This window comes from Methylobacterium sp. CM6244 (assembly GCF_054817885.1).
Genome location: NZ_CM139247.1, coordinates 2202127 through 2220975, shown reverse-complemented (window position 1 = coordinate 2220975; position 18849 = coordinate 2202127). Strand labels below are relative to the sequence as shown.

The window sequence follows — 18849 nt, the reverse complement described above, 5'->3', positions numbered from 1 at the left end:
CGGGCGATCATTCAGTGTCGACGGATGATCACCGACCAGTCGGGCGTTTCCGCCATGGAATTCGCCCTCATCGCCCCCGTGATGATTCTGCTTTTCATGGGTTCGATCGAGTTGCCGCGTGCTTACACGACAGGACAGCATGCCAATCGCGCCGCGCGTTCGATGGCGGATCTGATCTCCCGAACGACATTGACCACGACGGAGATAGAGGGCGTCTATAAACTTGGCCGCAACATCATGGCGCCCTACGACGCCAGCGGAGCAAAGATCGTCCTCACGGCGGCGGGCGTTTACCAGCAGAACGACGGATCCCTCATAGCCAAGGTCTGCTCGAGCACGGCGGTCAACGCCCCGAAATATGCAGCTTCCACGATCCTTGGTGCGCCACCCCCATCGGAAGCTACGAAGCGGGCTCGCTATGTCATCGCAAAGATGACGATCTCCTATAAGCCTGTCTTTCCTGTCTTTCCGGCGTTGACCTCCTTCTCGTTCGAGAAAGAAGTGACTTGGCCGGTTCGCGCCACCAACGGGAAGGAGATCATACTCCCCGGTGGCGTGCCCTGCCCCGCAACGTGACAGATCAATCGCAGTCCGTGGCGGCTGCGACGGCCTGCTGTCTCCGAGACGATCAGCGAGCTGGCAGCGCCGTCTCGATTACCCGAGCCCAGAGCGAGGCGCCGTACGGAATGGCGGCATCATTGAAATCATAATGCGGATGGTGGAGGCCTGCGCTGTCACCATTGCCCAGGAAGATATAGGCGCCGGGCCGGTGAGCCAGCATGTAGGAGAAATCCTCCGCCGCCATCATCGGCGCGACATCACGCTCCACTCGTTCCTCGCCTACGATGCCCGCCGCCACGTCGGCGATGAAATCCGCTTCGGCCGGGTGGTTCTCGGTCACCGGATATCCGCCGCTGTAATCCACGCGGGCGCTGGCACCGTAGGCGGCGGCGGTGTTCGCCACGATGGCGCCGATGCGCTCCTGCATGGTGGCGCGCACCGTCTTCGAAAGCGCGCGCATGGTGCCCCGCATGGTCACCTGCTGGGGCAGTACGTTGAAGGCATCGCCGGCTTCGAGGGCACAGACCGACACCACGCCACTTTCCAGCGGGTTGATACTACGAGCGACCACCGATTGCAGTGCGATCACGACATGGCTCGCCACGAGAACACTGTCGATGGCGAGATGCGGTTGCGCGGCATGGCCGCCGCGCCCTTCGATCGTGATGGTGAAGCGGTCGGTGGACGCCATGATCGGGCCGGGACGGATCGCGAAACGGCCGAGTTCCAGGCCTGGAATATTATGCAGGCCATAGACGGTCTCGACGCCGAAACGCTCCATCATTCCGTCTCGGACCATAGCTTCGCCGCCGCCGCCGCCCTCTTCCGCAGGCTGGAAGATCATCACTGCGGTCCCGTCGAAATCACGGGTCTCGGCGAGGTACTTGGCGGCGCCGAGAAGCATCGCGGTATGGCCATCGTGGCCACAGGCATGCATCCGCCCCGGCGCGGTGGAACGATAGGCCAGATCCCGCACCTCCTGGATCGGTAGCGCGTCCATGTCCGCGCGCAGGCCGATGGCACGGTTCGAACCGTGCGACCGCCCCCGGATGAGGCCGACGACTCCGGTGCGACCGATGCCGGTGGCAATCTCGTCGCAGCCGAAATCCCGCAGCTTGTCGGCGACGAAGCCGGCGGTGCGATGGACGTCGTATTGCAGCTCCGGATGGGCGTGGAGGTCGTGCCGCCATGCGGTGATCTCATCCGCCAGAGCTGCGATCCGGTCGACGATGGGCATGGTGTCACGTCTCTTCGCGCGTCTTGCCTCGTCTCGGGCAGAGCCTCCCGACCATAGCGCATCCCAGCAATGGCGAGGCCATTTAGATCGATTTAAAAGGCTGCGGCCGACGGATCATGTGCAGAACGTGGCGCCAGGGGCTAGCGGGAGAGCGGCTTCGTCCGGCGAGGACTTCGTGACTGTGGCGAATGCTCTGCGGCGAGGTCATCGAGAATGGGGCAATCCGGCCGGGAATCACCGCTGCAATGATCCGCAAGCGACGTCAGGGTGCGAGCCATCGCCTCCAACTCGGCGATGCGGCGGCGCAGATCCGTCAGATGGTGCACGGCCAGGGCCTTCACCTGGGCGCTGGCACGTCCGCGATCCTGCCAAAGGGCGAGGAGGCCGGCGATATCCTCAACGGAAAAGCCGAGATCACGGGATCGGCGCACAAAGCGCAAGGTGTGCAAGTCGTTCTCGGCATAGAGCCGGTAACCGGAGGCCGTCCTGTCTGCCGGTGGCAGGAGGCCGGTCTCCTCATAATACCGGATCATCTTGGCCGAGACGCCCGTGGCCTTCGCCGCCTCGCCGATGGTGACGGAACCGCTCATCCCCGATCTCCGGCATGCCGGAGGCGAAGGGCGTTGGCGAGGACGAATACGCTCGACAGTGCCATGGCGCCCGCGGCCAGAACCGGCGACAGCAGGGGTCCGCCGAAAACGTAAAGCAGGCCCGCCGCCACCGGGATCAGGGCCACATTGTAGGCGAAAGCCCAGAACAGGTTCTGCGCGAGGTTGCGCATCACTGCACGCGAGAGCGCAATGGCGGAGACGATGCCGGATAGAGCACCCGCCATCAGCACCACGTCGGCGCTCTCCACGGCAATGTCGGTACCGGTCCCGATGGCAATGCCGATCTCGGCTTCGGCGAGGGCTGGCGCATCGTTGATACCATCCCCCACGAAAGCCACAGGTCCGAACCGGGCCCGCAAGGCTTGCACGGCCTCGACCTTACCGCCGGGGAGCACTTCGGCGGCGACCTCGGTGATCCCGAGCCTTGCCGCGACGCCGCTGGCAGCTCCCCGCGCATCACCCGTCACCATGGCGACGACCAAACCTTGTGCCTTGAGCGCCGAGACGGCCTCGGCTGCACCTACCTTGATAGGGTCGGATACGGCGACGAGGGCGGCGATCCGTCCCCCGATAGCGACGTAGAGGGGGCTTTTTCCCGTACCCTCCAGCCGGGATGCAGCTTCCGCCAGATCGGCCACGGAGATGCCGAGCCTGTCCATATGGCGTCGCGCACCGACGATGACTTTCCGCCCGTCGACGCTCCCCTCGACACCGTGGCCGGGTAAAGCCTCGAATCGATCTGGAGGAATGAGAGTAAGGCCCCGATTCAGAGCCGCATCGACGATGCTGCGCGCGACCGGATGCTCCGAGCGGGCTTCGACGGATGCTGCAAGTCCCAGCACTGTATCCGCCTCGAAGCCCGGTGCCACCACGAAGTCGGTGAGTGCGGGCTTACCCTCGGTGAGCGTCCCGGTCTTGTCGAAGGCGACGACCTTGGCGTCGCGGAGAGCCTGCAAGGCGGCACCGTTGCGGAACAGCACGCCCAGTTCTGCCGCACGCCCCGTGCCGACCATGATCGAGGTCGGCGTCGCCAACCCCATGGCGCAGGGGCAGGCAATGATCAGAACGGCGATGGCGTTCACGAGGGCGAAGCCGAGAGCGGGGCTCGGTCCGAATGCCAGCCACGCCAGGAACGTCACCAACGCAGCGCCGAGAACCGCCGGGACGAACCAACCCGTCACCCGGTCGACGAGAGCCTGGATCGGAAGCTTGGTGCCCTGCGCCGCCTGGACCATTGTTACAATCTGCGCCAGCACCGTTTGCGCGCCGATCGTGTCGACGCGCAGATCGAGGCTGCCATTGGTGTTCAGCGTGCCGCCCACCGTGCGGTCGCCTTCGTCCTTCGCCACGGGCACCGGCTCGCCGGTGATCATGCTCTCATCGACGAAGCTCCTACCCGCTACAACCACTCCATCCGCAGCCACACGTTCCCCCGGGCGGACTCGAACGATATCGCCGAGCCGCAAGTCAGCCAGGGGAATGTCGTCCTCGCGGCCGTCCCGCACGATTCGGGCCGTGGAAGGCGCCAGGGCGACCAGGCGTGCGATCGCCGCCCCCGTGCGCCCCTTTGCGCGGGCCTCAAGGACGCGGCCGAGGAGAATCAGGGTGACGATGAGAACGGAGGCCTCGAAGTACAGATGCGCCGTTCCCGGCGGCAGAATCTGGGGAGCGAGGACCGAAACCAGGGAGTAGACATAGGCCGCTCCCGACCCGAGAGCGACGAGGGCGTTCATATCGGGATGACCGTTCAATAGAGCGGGAATCCCTCGACGGAAAAAGCGCCGCCCCGGCCACGCCAGGACGAGCGTCGCCAGAACGGCCTGCACCATTCCGGCTGCGTCTCCGAAATGGGCATGGATCGCGTCGCCGAAGCCAGGGAGCAGATGTCCTCCCATGTCGAGGATGACGATGGGCGCCGACAGCACGACTGAGAAGATGAGATCCCGCCGAAGGCCGATGGTCTCGCGCTCTTGCCGGTTCGCCTGCGCGTCCCCTCCCCCGTTCTCGATGCCCGATGCGTCGTAACCGGCAGCGTTCGCGGCTTCGATGAGATCCGCGATCGTAATGACGCCGTCAGCATGGCGCACCGTCGCCCGCCCGGTGGCAAGATTCACGTTGGCCATCGTCACACCGGCGACGGCGCGAAGCGCGCGCTCCACGCGACCGACGCATGAGGCGCAGGATAAGCCACGGACAGACAACTCCGTCACCGCCTCCGGCACCTCGTAACCGGCCTTTCCGATGGCAGCGACGGCATGGGCAGGGTCGCCGTGGAGGATGAGGCTGGCCCGTCCGGTGGCGAGATTGACGGACACTTCCGATACGCCGGGAAGTGCGGCGAGCACCCGTTCGACGCGGCCGACGCAGGACGCGCAGCTCATGCCGGCAACGGGAAGAGTGAGACGACGTCCCGTGCCGGGACGCTGCCTCGGGGGAGCGATCACGTTATCCATGGACGACTATGTGGGGCTTCCCATCGTGGGATGGTCAAGGCTGCGACGCATGGCTCATCACGTCGCGTGTGCATGGCGTCCGGGGCGTTTCCTTGTCATAGGGAGGCGATGATACAGCCTCTCGACACCTGCATGCGAACCCTGAGCGCGCTGATCACCTCCGACATCCCGGCGGGTGAGGCAGAGGCGAATGCTTGTATCGAGACCTATCTCGCGACGTTTCCCGGCCCGGCGAAGCAGGTGGCTGCTCTCAGCATGCTGGACCGTGCCGTCGACCAGCGCTTGAGCCCCTCGCCTTTCCTGCCTGTGCTGAAGGCCATCATTGAGGCGCAATATAGGCGCCTCGGCACCAGCCGGAACTGACCGACCCGGATCATCCGGTCGTCGACGCTCCTCCGGTCGATGGCTGTTCCGGGAGCAGGGCACGGACGGTCGTGCCCCGGTCGAGTTCGCTCTCGATGACGAGCCTGCCGCTGTGGCGATTGACGATATGCTTGACGATGGCGAGGCCGAGGCCTGTCCCGCCCTTCTGGCGGCTCGATGCGACATCGACCCGGTAGAACCGTTCGGTCAGGCGGGGAATATGCTCGGGCGCGATGCCGGGTCCGTCGTCTTTCACGCTCAGTGCGATCAGTGGTTTTCCGAATGCCGAGCGCAAGGTCCGTTCGAGGCCGACCACCACGTTGCCGCCGCCGTACTTGACCGCATTCTCTACGAGATTCTCGACCACGCGAGTGAGTTCGTCGCGTTCTCCTAGAACCGCATAGGCGGCGTCCGGCGCGTCGAGGGTGATGGTCACGCCGCGCTCGCGCGCTAGCGGCCCCTGCATATCCACCATCTGCCGCGCGATCTGACCGAGATCGACGATCTGTGTCGGCGGAACGTGCTCGCGCAACTCGATACGAGAGAGCGAAAGCAGGTCATCGACGAGGCGCGCCATGCGCTGTGCCTGGGTCTTCATGATGCCCAGGAATTTCTCCCTTGCGGGTGCATCGCCTTTAGCCGGCCCCTGCAGGGTCTCGATGAAACCCAGAAGTGAGGCGAGCGGCGTGCGAAGCTCGTGGCTGGCATTGGCGACGAAATCGACCCGCATCGCCTCGAGGCGACGCGCCGCTGTGAGATCGCGAAGGAACAGGACCACGTTGGGCTGTCCGCCCCCCGGCCCGTCCGGCATGGGCAGCGCGCCGATCTGAACCTCGAAGGCCCGTTCCGTCGGCACACGCGTCGTGTAGAGCGTCTTCAGCGGGGCGCCCGTGCGGAGCACCTCTTCGATCCCGTCCAGTACGTCTGGGGCTCTCAAGGCGAAGGAAAGCGGGTGCTTGACCTTCAATGCCGGCAGAAGCGTACGTGCTGCCGGATTGACTTCGATGACCACGCTGCGCCGATCCACAAGGATCACCGGATCGGGGATGTTCGCCAGCAGGGCTTCGGCGATGGAATGCCGCTGGCGAGCGGTTCTCTCCGGGAGAGCGACTGTTCGGGGCCGGCTCAGACTGCCGGCAAGGCCACCGGCGGCGATGGCAGCCGCTCCAAAGGCGATAGTAATGACATTGAGATCACCTTTGAGGGAAGCGGCCGAGGTCGTAATCGCGACGGCGATCCCTGCGCCGATCCAGGCCGATCTTCGCGCGCCCCGGGCCATCGCTTAGCGTTCCAGGATTGGAGACATTGCTTAGGACCCATCAGACGCGGAAGGAGACGATTCGCGCATACGCCGGACGATCTCGTAGAATCCGAGCATCGCCAGGGCGACGACGAAGGGAACGAGGTAGTAGCAAACCCGGAACAGCAGCAGCGAGCCGAGGACCTGATCTCGTGGCAGGCTCGACAGGGCGAGGAGGATCGTGGCCTCGAACACGCCGAGCCCGCCCGGCGCGTTCGAGGCGATACCCAACATGGCCGCTAGCACGTAGACGCCGACGAAAGTCGTGAAACCGATGGTCGAACCCGCCGGAAGCAGGACGTAGAGCGTGGCCGCTGCCGCGCAGACATCGCCGATGCCCACCACCATCTGGCTCATGGACACCGTCGCGCCGGGAAGCTCCAGGGACCAGCCTTTCACCCTCACGTGGCGGCGCTTGAGCGAGACCCAGCCGAGATAGCCGAATACCATGAGCAGGGCCGCGAAGCCAACGCCCTGGTTAAGGCGTATGCTGGTAAAGGTCAGCGCCGCTAATTGCCCGGCCTCGGCGACGAGACTGAGCCCAAGGACGACGCCCATGCCAAGCCAGAAGGTGAAGCCGGCAATAACGGTGAGCGCCGCGATCTTCGACGCACTCAACCCCTTCTTCGAGTAGATCCAATAGCGGATCGTCCCCGCTGTCAGGAGGGGGAACCCCAGGGTGAAGCTCACGGCGTAGCTGGTAAACGAGGCGAGCGCGGTCGTCCTGTAGGGGACTTTGATCTTGAGTTGGCGGAGTGCGAGAGCGTCGTAGCAGGTTAGGAAGAGATAGCTCACCCCGACGAACAGGAAGGCCAGGCTGAGCTGTTCCCCGGTCGCCGCCGTCAAAGCCGCGTGCAATTCGGCCCAGGTGACCTGCTGAGAGAGCTTCCACAGCACGCCGAGCGACACGGCGAAGATGACGATGCTGGCAGCGGTGCCCAGCCAGGCGTATCGATTCTTGTAGGAGCGCTTGGGCACGGGCGGCGCGCAATCTTCGGCCTCGGACGTCGCCAAGGCGCTGGCCGCGTCGGATTCGGCGCGCCGCTGATGCTCTCCCGCAAAATTCATGTCGTCGGCGTCCGCCTCCGCCGGCCTTCCCGACCAACCTCGACGGCGGCGTGGAACGGGACCGAGCTTTTGCCGGACCGCGGCCCGTGACCCGGCATTTAGGGTCTTTGTGTCCGGAAGGCCAGTCATCTGCCCTCTTGAGTTGGTGACGAAGAGATCCCCCGCAGGATCGCAGCTGCCTCGCTAAGACCGATAGCGATCCGTTGGGCGACCTCTGGCGACGTGCAAACGTAGGTTGGGCTCGGATGCGGGACGGCGATGAGCGGTATCGCCGGCCGCAGGCGCCGGAGCGTTTCACGCGACAGACCAGCGACACGGCCGGCGAGGACAACGACCTCGAGCGCCGGAAGCAACTCGATGAGGGGAGCGAGATAGGTGGTGGCCGTCGCAATCTCGGCTTTCCGCGGAGCACGGTTGACGGCTCCCGGCGCGTGGATGACCCAGGGTACTGCGTTCCAGATGAGGCTCTCGCGCCGAGCGATGCCAGCCTCCGCCATGAAGCGGAACAGGTTGGCAGCGGTCCCGGTGGGGTTGTCACGGGAGACGAAGCCGGTACGGCCGATGCCGGGGCCCGGTGTTTCGAGGAGAAGGAGGAGCCGTGCTTCCGTACCGCCATCGAGCGGATCGGGATCCGGCACCTCCGCCGATCGTTCGATGGCGATCGACCGCGCCAGGCGTCGCAGGGGGATGAAGCGATCAGCCTCCAGCAGTGAGCGGCGGATAGCGAGCTGCTCCGGATCGGCCAAGCTCCTGGGCCGGGTCGGTTCAGGAAACGGTAGCATGATCCTTGAACAACACGGCGGCTTGCAAGGGGAGCACGCCCGCTAGTCGGAACCGCTCTGACCGTGCCTCATCTGCGAGCCGACGCAGCAGACCCTCGACGCCGCCGAACTGGTATCCGAGTTGGGTGGCGTAGGCAGCGCAGGCGAGCGCCTTCTTCTCTTCCGCGCTCGCACAATAGTGAACCGCGTGCTCGGGCAATTTGGCGAAGCGGGACCCAAACGGCTCCTGCGGCTGCGTATGACGCACCGTGTAGGGGAAATCCCGCCACCACAGGATGGGCGCATCCCCCGCCACTTGACCAATGGCCCGTACTAGCTGGACGTGATCGACATGGCCGCCCACGGATTGAGGGGCGAATATGAGATCGGGCAACACGTCTTTGATAAGTGCGAAGACCGCATCGGCGAGCGCACCGACGATGTCATCGTCATCCCTTGGAGCGGCAAAAAGGTCGGCGGGCGCGCCGTAACCGCGATGGGGGGCCTCGCGGAACGGGAGATGCAAAGGAGGAGCGATGCCGAGCGCCTCTGCTGCTCGTCGATCCTCGGCCCGCCGAAGCGACATGTAGTCGACCTCTGGACCTAGACCCTTGTCGGTCTGGCAAGCGAGCGCGAAGCCTTTGGGATCGGGGACGGAGGCGGTGAAGATCGTCACCATTACGATCGTCCAGCCGGCATCGGCCAGCGTCGCCAGAGTGCCGCCACAGGAGAAGGCGGCGTCATCGAGATGAGGCGAGAGTGCGAGGGCGACGGGCATGGTCAGAGCAGATGCGGTTCTGCGCGGAAGCGGCAGTTCGGATCGTGCGGCAGAACCTCATCGAACGTCGTATGCGGCCGCTGTCCAACTACCTCGGCATAGATGTCCATGATCTGGCGACCGACGGCGGTCCAGGAATAGACGCGGCGGCATTCATCGAGCCCGTCCGCTGCAAGCCGCTGGCGCAAGTTCTTGTCCTCGATGACGCGCTGAAGCGCATCCGCCAGGGAAGCCACGTCGCCGGGCTGTACCAAGAGGCCGTTTTCGCCGTCGCGCAGGCAGTCGGACACGCCCACCGCATGGGTGGAAACCACAGCGAGCCCCGCCGCCATGGCCTCGAGGATCGTGTTGGAGAAACCCTCCGCATAGGTCGGCGAGACGAAGACATCCGCCTGGCGGTAGAGGTCGGGTACGGTGTCGTAATCGGCGTAGCCGGTGAAGCGGATTTCGGCCTCGGAAAAGTTCAATTCAGCGGCGCGTACCTTCGAGGAATCCACGTCCGGCCCGATGCCGGAGATCGTCGTCTCGAACGGGACCCCGCGCGCGCGCAACAGACCCAGGGCGTCGATGAAGTCGAGCACACCTTTCCGGCGATCGACGCGACCATGATAGAACAGTCGCACCGGCCCCGCATGCCCGGGGACACCGGGCGTGAAGCGCGCCGTATCGACGGCGCCGGGCACAATGGTGAAGCGGTCCGGGTCGGAACCCAGCCGGTCGCAGACCTCCCCCACGAAGGAGCGGCCACCGATGAGGAGGGCGTTGGCATGGGCCAGCACTTCGCACATGGCGATGCGATGGGTCTCGCAACAGGAGCCGACCCAGTGGCCATCGCCCCCCTGGATCGAGACGACGTTGGGAATTCCGATCCGCTTCGAGGCCAGTAGCGTCGCCCAGCCGGTCGGATAGCCGTATTGCGCATGGAGCACGTCGAACGGGCGTATGCGATGTTCTGACACGATGGTCTCGACCATCGTGTCGATGTCGCGCTCGAAATCGCCGTTCGTCTGCTCGCCCACCTGTTCGAGGCCGATGACGCGTACACCCGGCACGGAAGGTGGTGGCCCACCGCCATAGACGCGAGTGCCGAACGCATCGCCCCGGTACTGGCTGACCATCGTCACGTCATGGCCGGCGGCCACGAGTTCGCGCAGAAGGTTCTGCGCGTAGACGCTCATGCCTGAGATCGCCGGAAAATAACGGCGGCTGACGAAGCAGATCCTCACGCGCTCACCTCGGCTTTGTGGTTGCGGCAGGTCCTCAGGTAATCGAGCGATATCGGCACCATCACGTCGGCGCGGTGGCTCTCGCGGGAGAGTTCGACGCAGATGAGGCGCTGGAAGCCGATGCCGTCGAGGGCGTCGAGGACGCTCGGGACGTCCATGTCGCCCTCGCCGAAGGGCAGATGGATATGCTCTCCGCGCGCCATGTCCTCGATCGCCACGGTGCCGATGCGGTCGGCGAATTCCGCTACGGCCAGGGCCGGGTCTCGCTCGCCCGTGACGAGGCAATGACCGGTATCGAGAGCAAGCCTGAGGCCTTCGATGTTCAGGTCGGCAAAATCGTCGAGGGTCTCGATCAGCATGCCCGGCTCGGGCTCCAGGCAGGCGACGATACCCTGCTCCGCAGCATAGGCGACGATCTCGGCGATGCCCTCGCCGAGCCAGAGCCGGGCCTCATCACGATCGATGCCGGGTTTGGGCACGCCGGCCCAGAACGAAACCGCTTCGGAATGCAGGATGACGGCGATGTCCACCGCGCGCTTCAGGAAACCGATGCGCCTCGCGCGTCCGGAAGCGTCGCCGCTTACCAAGGTCGGCTCGTGCTTGGCCTTGGGGTCGAGGAGGAAGCGGGCACCCGTCTCGATGACGCTCCCGAGGCCGAGCCTTTGTAGGCGGCTCGACAGGCGCTGGGCCTCCTGGGTCCAATTCTCCGAGAACGGATCGAGATGATGGATGTCGAGGGTGAGCGCCACGCCCTGATAGCCGGCATCGGCGATGAGATCGATGGCGTCGTTCAGGCGATGGTTGGCCGTACCGTTGGTGTTGTAGGCGAAGCGCAGACTCATGCGGCGCGTCCCTGCTGCTCGAGACGGAACGGCGCGTGGTGCGATTCCGGCTCGCGATAGAGCGGGTAATGGCGCCCGACGATTTCGTCCGCCAACGCGACGTCGAAGAGCGGCTGGCCGCCGAGACGCTCGATCGCTTCGGGCGTAAGCCGCACGGGCAGCCTCGTTTCGCTGGGCTCGCCGAATGAAATCAGCGGGTGATCCCGCTCGATGAGCTTGGCGGTGTTGCGCTCGCCGATGCGGTGATAGCTCATCGTCTCGACCTCCAGCCCCGGCACGATCGCCTTGACCACGCCGACGCCACCACCCGGCGGCGAGCAATCGACATAGAGAACGTCGAAACCCGACGCTTCGAGACGTTCGCGGGCGATGCGGCCGCGAGCATGGCCATCCGGTGCCGGGGCGGTCGGCAGATCGGTGAAGGCCTTCGTGCTTCGCTCGGAATAGACACTGTCCTTCAGGACATCGCGCAGGCCCTCAGGCGGCAGGACGATCCATTCCAGCATTGCCTTTAGGGCACGGCTCTCTTCCAGATCGAGGCTCGGCAGTGCCTTCTGGATGAAAGCCTGGACGTAGCCCGGCGGCGTCACCCGCTCGGCGAAGCTCAGGGGACCATGCCCGAAGGCCTTACGAACGCGGGCCGCCTGGAATTCAAGGAGTGCCTTGCGGAGGGCCCGCTCGCGGTCCGGGTCGCAGGCTTCGCCACAGGCGGAGAGGGCGACGGGGACCGGCGCGTCGGCGGGATTCCTGTCGTAGCCGACGACATAGATGTTCGTGAGACCGAACTGGTCGGTGGCGAATTTCGGCAGCGCGCGGATACCGAGATCGTCGAGACGCTCGAGCATCGCCCTGTTCTCGGGACCGATCCCGTCGAGATCGAGCATGACGCCCTGGTCGAGGGCGCGGAACAGCAGCCCGTTGCCGTCACGCTGAAGCAGTTCGAGCAGGCCGTGGCCCAGGGCAAAATCGACGTCCGGCCCGGCGCCGAGACCGTTCGTGATCAGGTTTGTGAAAGGCTTGTAGCCTTCCGACAGCTCGAAATAATCGGTGGCCGCGATGTCGAGGGGCATCAGCACGGTTTCGCCGGTGCGCGGCCGGACGCTCGGCGTCCATTCCAGAACCGTGTTCCGGCCGACCGGGGAACCGGCGGGCAGGCACAGGGTGAGCGGGTCGGCCACCGCCGCGGCGCCGAAGACCTTGGCGAGGTCGTTGTAGGAGCCCCGTTCCTTCTTGCGCGGCATCACCGCGAGCGACGGCATCAGATTTTCGGCGATCTCCGCGACCGCGCCGATGAGCGCCTCGTCATCGGTGGCGCCGTAGCCGATGCCGCTCGGCATGGCGCCGATAAAGAACGGATCGTCGAGGAACAGCGAGACGAACCAGACCGGAATACCCGTCCGGTCGAGAGGGGCCAGAGGGAAGCCGACGATGCGCCCCTTCGGAAGAATGTCGAGATAGGCACGCACCGGCTCGGGCAAAGACGCTGGCAGACCCTCGATGATGCGTGGTCCGCCGTAGGTGTAGGGACGGGGGGCCTTGATGCGCGGATCACGCGCCCTGGCGTCCTGGTCGTGTTCGCTCACGTCGATCGTCCCTCAGGTTTAGGTAATCCAACCGCCGACCTCACCCCGCAGTGCCCCAGCTAAGCTGCGATTTCGAAAGGGCTCCCAGAGCCGAGGGTGATCCTGGGAAAAGTCCTTCGAAGCAGCTTGGCAGCACCTTCAGGATGAGACCACGTTAGGAAGAAGGGTTGCGTCCCGATCTAGTCCTCGTTGACCCGGGCACTCCGACAGCCAGCATAAGCCCGCGTCAGCAGCCGCATCGTGTGGAGGTCGCGCTCAGCGCTGTATGCGTCGCGCTCGGCGGGTCGGCGCAGGGCAGAGCCGAAGGCACGGACCTGTTCGAGAAAGGGCGAGGCCTCGGCATCGAAGGCGACTGGCTCGGTCTGCCCACTCGCACCATCGGTGATGAAAAGTGTGCCTCCGGCGACCTGTCCCATCGTGTCGACGGCCGTGAGCGCGCCACCGGTGCCAATCACTTCGAGACGGCGACGCGGCAGGGCATCCGGGCAATTATAGGCGACGTGCAGGTTGGCGAGGATGCCGGAACCGGTGCGGCCGATGAGGAGCGCGCCGTCATCGACAGCGTAATCCTGGGCCCTTGCCTGGGTCAGAGCGGCGATATCCTCGATCGATTCATCGAGAAGAAAATCGACGAGATCGATGCCATGAGGCGCTAGATCCATGAGCGCGCCGCCGCCCGCTTTAAGCGGGTCGATACGCCAATTGTCCTGGCCGGCGAACGAGGTCCAAGCCCGATCGAGCCAGCAGGCATAGACGATGCGGATGGTGGTCACGGCGCCGATGCGCCCGTCGCGGATCGCGGTGCGCATGGCCCGGTGGGCCGGATGATGGCGCTGGTCGAAGGCCGTGCCGTAGAAGATGCCACCATTTCGCACAGCCGCGACCATGGCCTCGGCATCGGAGAGCGAGGCCGCCATCGGTTTCTCGCACAGCACGGCCTTGCCCGATGCCGCCAAGGCCTCGACCGCCTCACGGTGGAGGTGATTGGGGGTCGCCACATAGACGGCCTCGACCTCCGGTTCGGCCAGTAATCCGGCCAGGTCAGGAAGGGTACGCGCGCCTTCTCGCTCGGCAGCGGCGCGCGAAGCTTCTCCGGGATCGGACACGGCCACGAGCCGATGACCCGCCGCGCGGATGCCCGGAGCCATGTAATCCCGTGCCACCCAGCCGTAGCCGACGATGCCCCATCCGATGGAATCACCCATCACCAGCGCTCCGGCAAGTCGACGAATTCGCGGCGGCGGACGCGATCCTCGTGCGGCGATTGCTCGCCCCCGACCCAGTCGAGGGTCTCCGGTCCTTCCGAGCGAAGTGGATAGGTGACCCTGGGGGCATATTCGGCCTCGTAGCGATCCGAGGGCCATGCGACCACGTAGCCGCCGGAAGGATCGGGCTCATAGAGGGGGTTCAACCGGAGCGACGTCCCTTCATGCGGCCATGTCAGTCCGTCGAGGATGGCGCGGGGTGCAGGCCGCATCCCTGCACCGGCGACCACCGAGAACGCTTCCACATGGCGAAGGTCGGACGGCCGCTGTGGCGAGGGCGCGCGCTTCTCCACGAGGGCACGGGTGAGTTCGTCGTCATCATAGACGAGGGCATCGGGAAACAGGTCCTCGATCTCCTCGGCCGAGACCGCGCGACCGGCCGAGAAGCCGGGCCGCTCGGCATTGTGAATGTGGCTGAGAACGAGCCAACCATCGTCGCCGGCGTTGTGGCGGAGGCATTCGAGAATGCCGGGCTTGTCATCGAGGAAGTAGAAAGCGTCGTTGCACACGACGAGATCGACGGGGGCGCCGGGGATCGGCCAGTGCGGTGACGCAGCATCGAAACAGACGAGCTGCGCCTTCTCGCCGACGACCCAGTGCCGGGCGACCCAGAGCTTGGCGAAAACGACATCGGCCCCGGCCACCTTGACGCCGCGCATCTGCATCTCGCGCAGGTAATGGCCGATGCCGCAGGCAAATTCGAACGCGCAGACGGGGTCGTTCCAATGCGCTTCGAGTAACGTCAAGCCAGCGAGAAAGGTCGGATCGGTCCAGCGATGCAGGAAATAGTCGCCGACTCTGCCCCAGCCGAGCAACCGCATTGCGTCCCGCAGGCTCGCCCTGTCACGATCTCGCACAAGAGCATGAAGATCGAGGGGATCTGCTGGCGGGCCGGTCCACCAATCGTCTTGATCGGCGAGCAGACCCTCCAGTGCCAGCTCGTGTTTATCCCGATCGAGAAGGTCCAGCGTCGCGCCCAGAAGCTCCAAGCGGCCAATTCGCAGATAGGGAATTCCGTCGATGACCGGCCAGCGCTCACCGGTGACGACGTCGCGGAGGGAATGCGGCGTATCGGCTTTGAGCGCGTTCCCCGTCTCCGGGGAAAGGAGTTCGAACGGGATCATCTGTGATGTCCCGTCATGCGGCGACGAACCATCACGGAATCCGCATGTCCCTGAGGACCCGGTCGTGGAAGCCCTTCACCGGACCGGCATGGACCAGTTCCATCTCCACCAGCACGGTGTCCATGGTCAGCGAGGCGGCCCTAAGGTGCTGTGAAATCTGCAAAACCCGGTCGATGCAATCGGCCGCGTGGAAGGCGCGACCCTCGGCCGTCGCATCATCGGGCAGGATGGCACGCGCCCGCTCTATGGTCTCCCGCAAGGGGGCGTCCAACTCGTCGAGAGCCCATTGGGTGGTCCGCGCCATGATCGGAGCGAGGTGGTCGCCCAGCAGCATCTCGCCGGTGAAGCCGGCGTCGGGCATTGCCGCGTTGTGGAAGTGGTGGCTCATGGCCGCCAGGAAAACCAGTGTGGGATCAGCCCGGTAAAAGGGGCTGAGGACGACGCCGTAGATCGCCACCATCAGGCAATGTTCGGCATGGTTCTCGGGCGGCTCGAGCAGGATGCGAGGCTTGCCCGGACAGGTCACGCCGGCGCGCGGCTGGTGGCTCAGTGCCGCCACGAAGGCGGGCAAAGGACCGCCATGCAACCCCTCGTTCGAGCGCAACGCGACGGCCAGACGCCGCTTCAGTTCGGGGTCGACCGTTGCGGTGACGGCGTCGAGTCCGGACGTCAGAACGTCGCCGATTTCCGCCTCGCCGAGACCGGCAGAGGCGAGAAAAGCGGCGTCGAGGTCGCAGAGCCGGGAGGCCGCGAGAGCCTTGGCGGTGATGTCGATGGTAACCGTCTCAGGATCGGCGCCGCCCGTCAGCGCCGACCACCCTTGGGCGAACAGCCGCTCGGCAATGGAGCCGATACGGCCGGCGGAATGCACGCGCTTGAGGTCGTTGAGTTCGACGAACAACTCGCGCAGCGCGAAGGGGGCGGCCATGCCGCCCCCCGTATCGGACGTGATCATTGCTGGCCGCCGAGCCACTCGAGCAGCATGTGCTGCTGCTTGCCGAAATCGTGCTCGGGTCCGTGGCCGTTGGCGACCATGGGCGCCTTGAAGAACGAGGAGAGTTGCTCCTGCGGGCCGCTCTCACCACGCTTCTTGGCGAGGTCGAGCACGCGAGCGATCTCGATCACCAGGGGTGCGGCCAGGATGGAATCCTTGCAGAGGAAGTTAACCTTGATCTGCATCCGCTGACCGAGGAAGCCGGTGACGTCGATATTGTCCCAGGCTTCCTTGTCGTCACCACGCGGGCGGTAATAGTGGATGTGGACCAGATGGTCCTCGACCGGATAGCCGAGGATCGAATCCAGCACCGTACCCTTGGTGTTGAGCTTCGACTGGAGCGAATCCTTGTCGTTCAGGGCGAGACCGTCGCGGTTGCCGAGGATGTTGGTGGAGAACCAACCATCCACGTGGAGGGCGCGAGCCTTGAGGGCCGGCGCCAGGACGGTCTTCATCATGGTCTGGCCGGTCTTACCGTCCTTGCCCGCCAACGGCACGCCGTTCTCGCGGGCGAGTTCGAGCAAAGCAGGGATGTCGGCGGCCACGCTCGGGGTGAAGTTGGCGTAGGGGACGCCGCTCTGGATCGCCGCATAGGCGTAGAGCATCGCCGGGCTGATCGCCTCGTCGCTGGAATCGAGACCCTTCTCGAAAGCTTCGCGGGAGTTCAGTGCGGGCGCATCCAGGTTGGGCCAGCGTTCCGTGGAGGCGAGGTTGATCACGACGACTTCATCGAGATTGCTCTCCAGACGAAAACGACGAAGGTCGTTCGCGATGACGGAGACCGCCTCGCGGTGATCGGCGGCGACGATGCGGTTGGCACCCTCGATGTTCTTGCAGAACTTGGCGCTGCCGACAGCCGGCCAGGGCTTGATGCCCTTCAGCACCTGGGCGCCGTTCTCGATATCCTGCTTGGTGAGCACGCCGTGGCCGGTGGCGGCGGAGGCGAGATCGTCGTCGTTGAGATCCCAGCCGCCGAAGACGAGATCCTTGTAATCGGCCAATCCCGCGACCGAGAGACCCGCGAGGGGCAATCCGTCGAGGCGGTTCGAGCCAGATTTGATCATCTCGATGCCGGCGATGGCGGTGGTGGCGACGGCGCCACCCATACCGACGAAGGCAACGCCGACGCGGCGACCGGTCTGCATGCTCATTGGAAAAAGGCTTCCTTCAATGGGTCCATCGGGGCGTGTCTCGTCGATATTTCGAGATCGCCCTCTGGGACCATCGTAACTGGGCTACGGAGCCTTCGTTCCAACCCCGGCCAGAATGCCTTTTTGACGCGGCCACGCTGAACCGCGCCCGAACGATTACTTAAAATATCGTTAAATCATAGCCTTAACCGTTCCTTAAGCGTGCCACGCTTGAATCACGGAGCTGTCCCATTGTGGTCACAGCTCCCAGCGAGATGTCCGCTCGCTGAACTGATCGAAGCCGCGTCCTAGAACGCCGCGGCACGAACAAGGAACAATGATGGGGCTTTTCCCGGAGCCGGCGCACCGCGCCGACGACGCGTGCCGTCTCGTGCCTAACGAGACCCTGGATCGTGACGAGACGGTGGCTTGGCTGAAGCCCGGCTCCCTTCACGGCAGGAAGAAGGCAAGCACCACGGTATCGGCCAAACTCACCGTCGCGAAGATCGCGATCGGCCTGCTGCTCGGCTCGGGACTGCCGCAGAGCGCACTGGCGCCGGCAGCGACCGCCCATGACCGCATCGACATCCGCGCCTACGTCGCCAACGATTTCGCGGCGGCCACGATCGACAAACCCACGGATTGGGATGGGGTTCCCCTCCTCGACCAGGAACCTGCGACGGCCAGCCTGATCGAGAACGACCTCGCCTCTCTTCCCCAGAGCCGCGAAAGCGACGGCCGGGACGTGCTTCGGTTCGGCGACATGAATGTGCCGCGCGACATCGTCGAGACGATCCTGAAGGCGTCGTCCGAGACCGGGGTCGATCCGGTCTACATGATGGCGCTGGCCGACAAGGAATCGAGCTTCTCGACCACCGTAAAGGCCTCGACCTCTTCGGCCGAGGGCCTGTTCCAGTTCCTCTCCGCCACCTGGCTCGAACTGGTGCGGACCTATGGCGCCCGCTACGGCTATGAGACCGAGGCCAACGCCATCACCGGCCGCGGCAGCGCGATCACGATACAGGACGAGGCCACCCGCACCCGCGTGCTGCGCCTTCGGCAGGACCCCTATGTGGCGGCCCTGATGGCCGGCGAGCTGATCAAGCGCGACCGTGCCCGTATCGAGCAGCGCATCGGCCGCGAACTGAAGACCTCCGAACTCTATCTCGCCCATTTCCTCGGGACGTCGAGCGCCGGCAAGTTCTTGACGCTGAGCGACGACAACCCGGACCTCGTGGCCAAGCAGGCTTTCCGCGCCGCCGCCCGCGCCAACCGCAGCCTCTTCACCGCGAAGGCCGGCAAGCACCGCCGCAGCCTCACCGTCGCGGAAGTTCGCGAGCGCCTCGGCGACATGATCGACCGCCGGCTCGACCAGTATGAAGGCGTCACCGCCCTGGTCGGCACCCAGGACGCCACACCGGAGACGAACAGCGATCCGAGCCAGGCCTCGGCCCTCCTCGATGCGAGCCTGCGCGTTTCTGCCCCCACCGGGCGGATGCAGGTGACCGAGGCCTTGCCGAGAGAATAAAGCTACGGCCGAGATTCGTCGCTCG

17 protein-coding genes are annotated in these 18849 nt (G+C 65.2%); 3 read left to right on the top strand and 14 right to left on the bottom strand.

What is annotated here, in order from left to right; genetic code table 11:
* The first annotated feature begins 24 nt into the window (after positions 1-24).
* Entirely contained in the window at positions 25-576 is a 552-nt protein-coding gene (locus tag ACYQML_RS10295) for a TadE/TadG family type IV pilus assembly protein (protein WP_461220784.1), read from the top strand.
* Between the two features lie 52 nt (positions 577-628).
* Here ACYQML_RS10295 and ACYQML_RS10290 read toward each other — a convergent pair whose 3' ends face one another.
* The 3 genes from ACYQML_RS10290 to ACYQML_RS10280 form a co-directional block, all read right to left on the bottom strand.
* On the bottom strand, positions 629-1798 hold the full coding sequence (locus tag ACYQML_RS10290; protein WP_461220785.1) for a M20 aminoacylase family protein: 1170 nt from the start codon (positions 1796-1798) through the stop codon (positions 629-631).
* A gap of 140 nt (positions 1799-1938) precedes the next feature.
* Positions 1939-2388 (bottom strand): Cu(I)-responsive transcriptional regulator, encoded by a 450-nt coding sequence (gene cueR / locus ACYQML_RS10285; protein ID WP_461220786.1) that lies wholly within the window; start codon positions 2386-2388, stop codon positions 1939-1941.
* A complete protein-coding gene (locus tag ACYQML_RS10280) occupies positions 2385-4862 on the bottom strand; it encodes a heavy metal translocating P-type ATPase (protein WP_461220787.1) in 2478 nt (825 codons plus the stop codon). Before ACYQML_RS10280 ends, cueR begins: the two co-directional genes overlap by 4 nt.
* A 132-nt stretch (positions 4863-4994) precedes the next feature.
* Here ACYQML_RS10280 and ACYQML_RS10275 point away from each other — a divergent pair, with 132 nt between their 5' ends.
* The gene (locus tag ACYQML_RS10275) at positions 4995-5225 is read left to right on the top strand and encodes a hypothetical protein (protein ID WP_246747866.1); all 231 of its coding nucleotides are present in this window, start codon (positions 4995-4997) and stop codon (positions 5223-5225) included.
* A gap of 10 nt (positions 5226-5235) precedes the next feature.
* On the opposite strand, the gene ACYQML_RS10270 is transcribed toward ACYQML_RS10275, so the two are convergent.
* The 11 genes from ACYQML_RS10270 to ACYQML_RS10220 all read right to left on the bottom strand — a co-directional run bounded on the left by ACYQML_RS10270 (position 5236) and on the right by ACYQML_RS10220 (position 17317).
* Positions 5236-6504 (bottom strand): ATP-binding protein, encoded by a 1269-nt coding sequence (locus ACYQML_RS10270; RefSeq protein ID WP_461220788.1) that lies wholly within the window; start codon positions 6502-6504, stop codon positions 5236-5238.
* A gap of 30 nt (positions 6505-6534) precedes the next feature.
* A complete protein-coding gene (locus tag ACYQML_RS10265) occupies positions 6535-7593 on the bottom strand; it encodes a lysylphosphatidylglycerol synthase domain-containing protein (RefSeq protein WP_461235477.1) in 1059 nt (352 codons plus the stop codon).
* Between the two features lie 125 nt (positions 7594-7718).
* Positions 7719-8375, bottom strand: coding sequence for a uracil-DNA glycosylase (locus tag ACYQML_RS10260; RefSeq protein WP_461235476.1), 657 nt, complete (start codon positions 8373-8375; stop codon positions 7719-7721).
* A complete protein-coding gene (locus tag ACYQML_RS10255) occupies positions 8359-9132 on the bottom strand; it encodes a PIG-L deacetylase family protein (protein WP_461235475.1) in 774 nt (257 codons plus the stop codon). The genes ACYQML_RS10260 and ACYQML_RS10255 overlap by 17 nt, the downstream gene beginning before the upstream one ends.
* A 2-nt stretch (positions 9133-9134) precedes the next feature.
* The gene (locus ACYQML_RS10250) at positions 9135-10358 is read right to left on the bottom strand and encodes a glycosyltransferase family 4 protein (RefSeq protein ID WP_461235474.1); all 1224 of its coding nucleotides are present in this window, start codon (positions 10356-10358) and stop codon (positions 9135-9137) included.
* Complete coding sequence (locus ACYQML_RS10245; RefSeq protein ID WP_461235473.1) at positions 10355-11200, bottom strand: sugar phosphate isomerase/epimerase family protein; 846 nt, start codon at positions 11198-11200, stop codon at positions 10355-10357. Before ACYQML_RS10245 ends, ACYQML_RS10250 begins: the two co-directional genes overlap by 4 nt.
* The gene (locus ACYQML_RS10240; RefSeq protein WP_461235472.1) at positions 11197-12783 is read right to left on the bottom strand and encodes a YcaO-like family protein; all 1587 of its coding nucleotides are present in this window, start codon (positions 12781-12783) and stop codon (positions 11197-11199) included. The genes ACYQML_RS10245 and ACYQML_RS10240 overlap by 4 nt, the downstream gene beginning before the upstream one ends.
* Positions 12784-12962: 179 nt before the next feature.
* Positions 12963-13988, bottom strand: coding sequence for a Gfo/Idh/MocA family protein (locus ACYQML_RS10235; protein ID WP_461235471.1), 1026 nt, complete (start codon positions 13986-13988; stop codon positions 12963-12965).
* Positions 13988-15172 carry a class I SAM-dependent methyltransferase gene (locus tag ACYQML_RS10230; protein ID WP_461235470.1) on the bottom strand — a complete coding sequence of 395 codons (1185 nt, stop codon included), beginning with the start codon at positions 15170-15172 and terminating at the stop codon, positions 13988-13990. Before ACYQML_RS10230 ends, ACYQML_RS10235 begins: the two co-directional genes overlap by 1 nt.
* 31 nt (positions 15173-15203) lie before the next feature.
* The gene (locus ACYQML_RS10225) at positions 15204-16100 is read right to left on the bottom strand and encodes a hypothetical protein (protein WP_461235469.1); all 897 of its coding nucleotides are present in this window, start codon (positions 16098-16100) and stop codon (positions 15204-15206) included.
* A gap of 23 nt (positions 16101-16123) precedes the next feature.
* The gene (locus tag ACYQML_RS10220) at positions 16124-17317 is read right to left on the bottom strand and encodes an inositol-3-phosphate synthase (protein WP_056431348.1); all 1194 of its coding nucleotides are present in this window, start codon (positions 17315-17317) and stop codon (positions 16124-16126) included.
* Between the two features lie 316 nt (positions 17318-17633).
* On the opposite strand from ACYQML_RS10220, the gene ACYQML_RS10215 reads away from it, so the two are divergent.
* Complete coding sequence (locus ACYQML_RS10215; protein WP_461229432.1) at positions 17634-18824, top strand: transglycosylase SLT domain-containing protein; 1191 nt, start codon at positions 17634-17636, stop codon at positions 18822-18824.
* Positions 18825-18849: the final 25 nt, after the last annotated feature.

Bases quoted from the DNA above. Each gene is read 5' to 3' on its own strand.
- ACYQML_RS10255 (WP_461235475.1), bottom strand. From the start codon at position 9,132: ATGCCCGTCGCCCTCGCACTCTCGCCTCATCTCGATGACGCCGCCTTC.
- ACYQML_RS10235 (WP_461235471.1), bottom strand. From the start codon at position 13,988: ATGGGTGATTCCATCGGATGGGGCATCGTCGGCTACGGCTGGGTGGCA.
- ACYQML_RS10260 (WP_461235476.1), bottom strand. From the start codon at position 8,375: ATGCTACCGTTTCCTGAACCGACCCGGCCCAGGAGCTTGGCCGATCCG.
- ACYQML_RS10215 (WP_461229432.1), top strand. From the start codon at position 17,634: ATGATGGGGCTTTTCCCGGAGCCGGCGCACCGCGCCGACGACGCGTGC.
- ACYQML_RS10220 (WP_056431348.1), bottom strand. From the start codon at position 17,317: ATGAGCATGCAGACCGGTCGCCGCGTCGGCGTTGCCTTCGTCGGTATG.
- ACYQML_RS10270 (WP_461220788.1), bottom strand. From the start codon at position 6,504: ATGGCCCGGGGCGCGCGAAGATCGGCCTGGATCGGCGCAGGGATCGCC.
- ACYQML_RS10265 (WP_461235477.1), bottom strand. From the start codon at position 7,593: ATGAATTTTGCGGGAGAGCATCAGCGGCGCGCCGAATCCGACGCGGCC.
- cueR (WP_461220786.1), bottom strand. From the start codon at position 2,388: ATGAGCGGTTCCGTCACCATCGGCGAGGCGGCGAAGGCCACGGGCGTC.
- ACYQML_RS10295 (WP_461220784.1), top strand. From the start codon at position 25: ATGATCACCGACCAGTCGGGCGTTTCCGCCATGGAATTCGCCCTCATC.
- ACYQML_RS10245 (WP_461235473.1), bottom strand. From the start codon at position 11,200: ATGAGTCTGCGCTTCGCCTACAACACCAACGGTACGGCCAACCATCGC.
- ACYQML_RS10230 (WP_461235470.1), bottom strand. From the start codon at position 15,172: ATGATCCCGTTCGAACTCCTTTCCCCGGAGACGGGGAACGCGCTCAAA.
- ACYQML_RS10275 (WP_246747866.1), top strand. From the start codon at position 4,995: ATGCGAACCCTGAGCGCGCTGATCACCTCCGACATCCCGGCGGGTGAG.
- ACYQML_RS10225 (WP_461235469.1), bottom strand. From the start codon at position 16,100: ATGGCCGCCCCCTTCGCGCTGCGCGAGTTGTTCGTCGAACTCAACGAC.
- ACYQML_RS10280 (WP_461220787.1), bottom strand. From the start codon at position 4,862: ATGGATAACGTGATCGCTCCCCCGAGGCAGCGTCCCGGCACGGGACGT.
- ACYQML_RS10290 (WP_461220785.1), bottom strand. From the start codon at position 1,798: ATGCCCATCGTCGACCGGATCGCAGCTCTGGCGGATGAGATCACCGCA.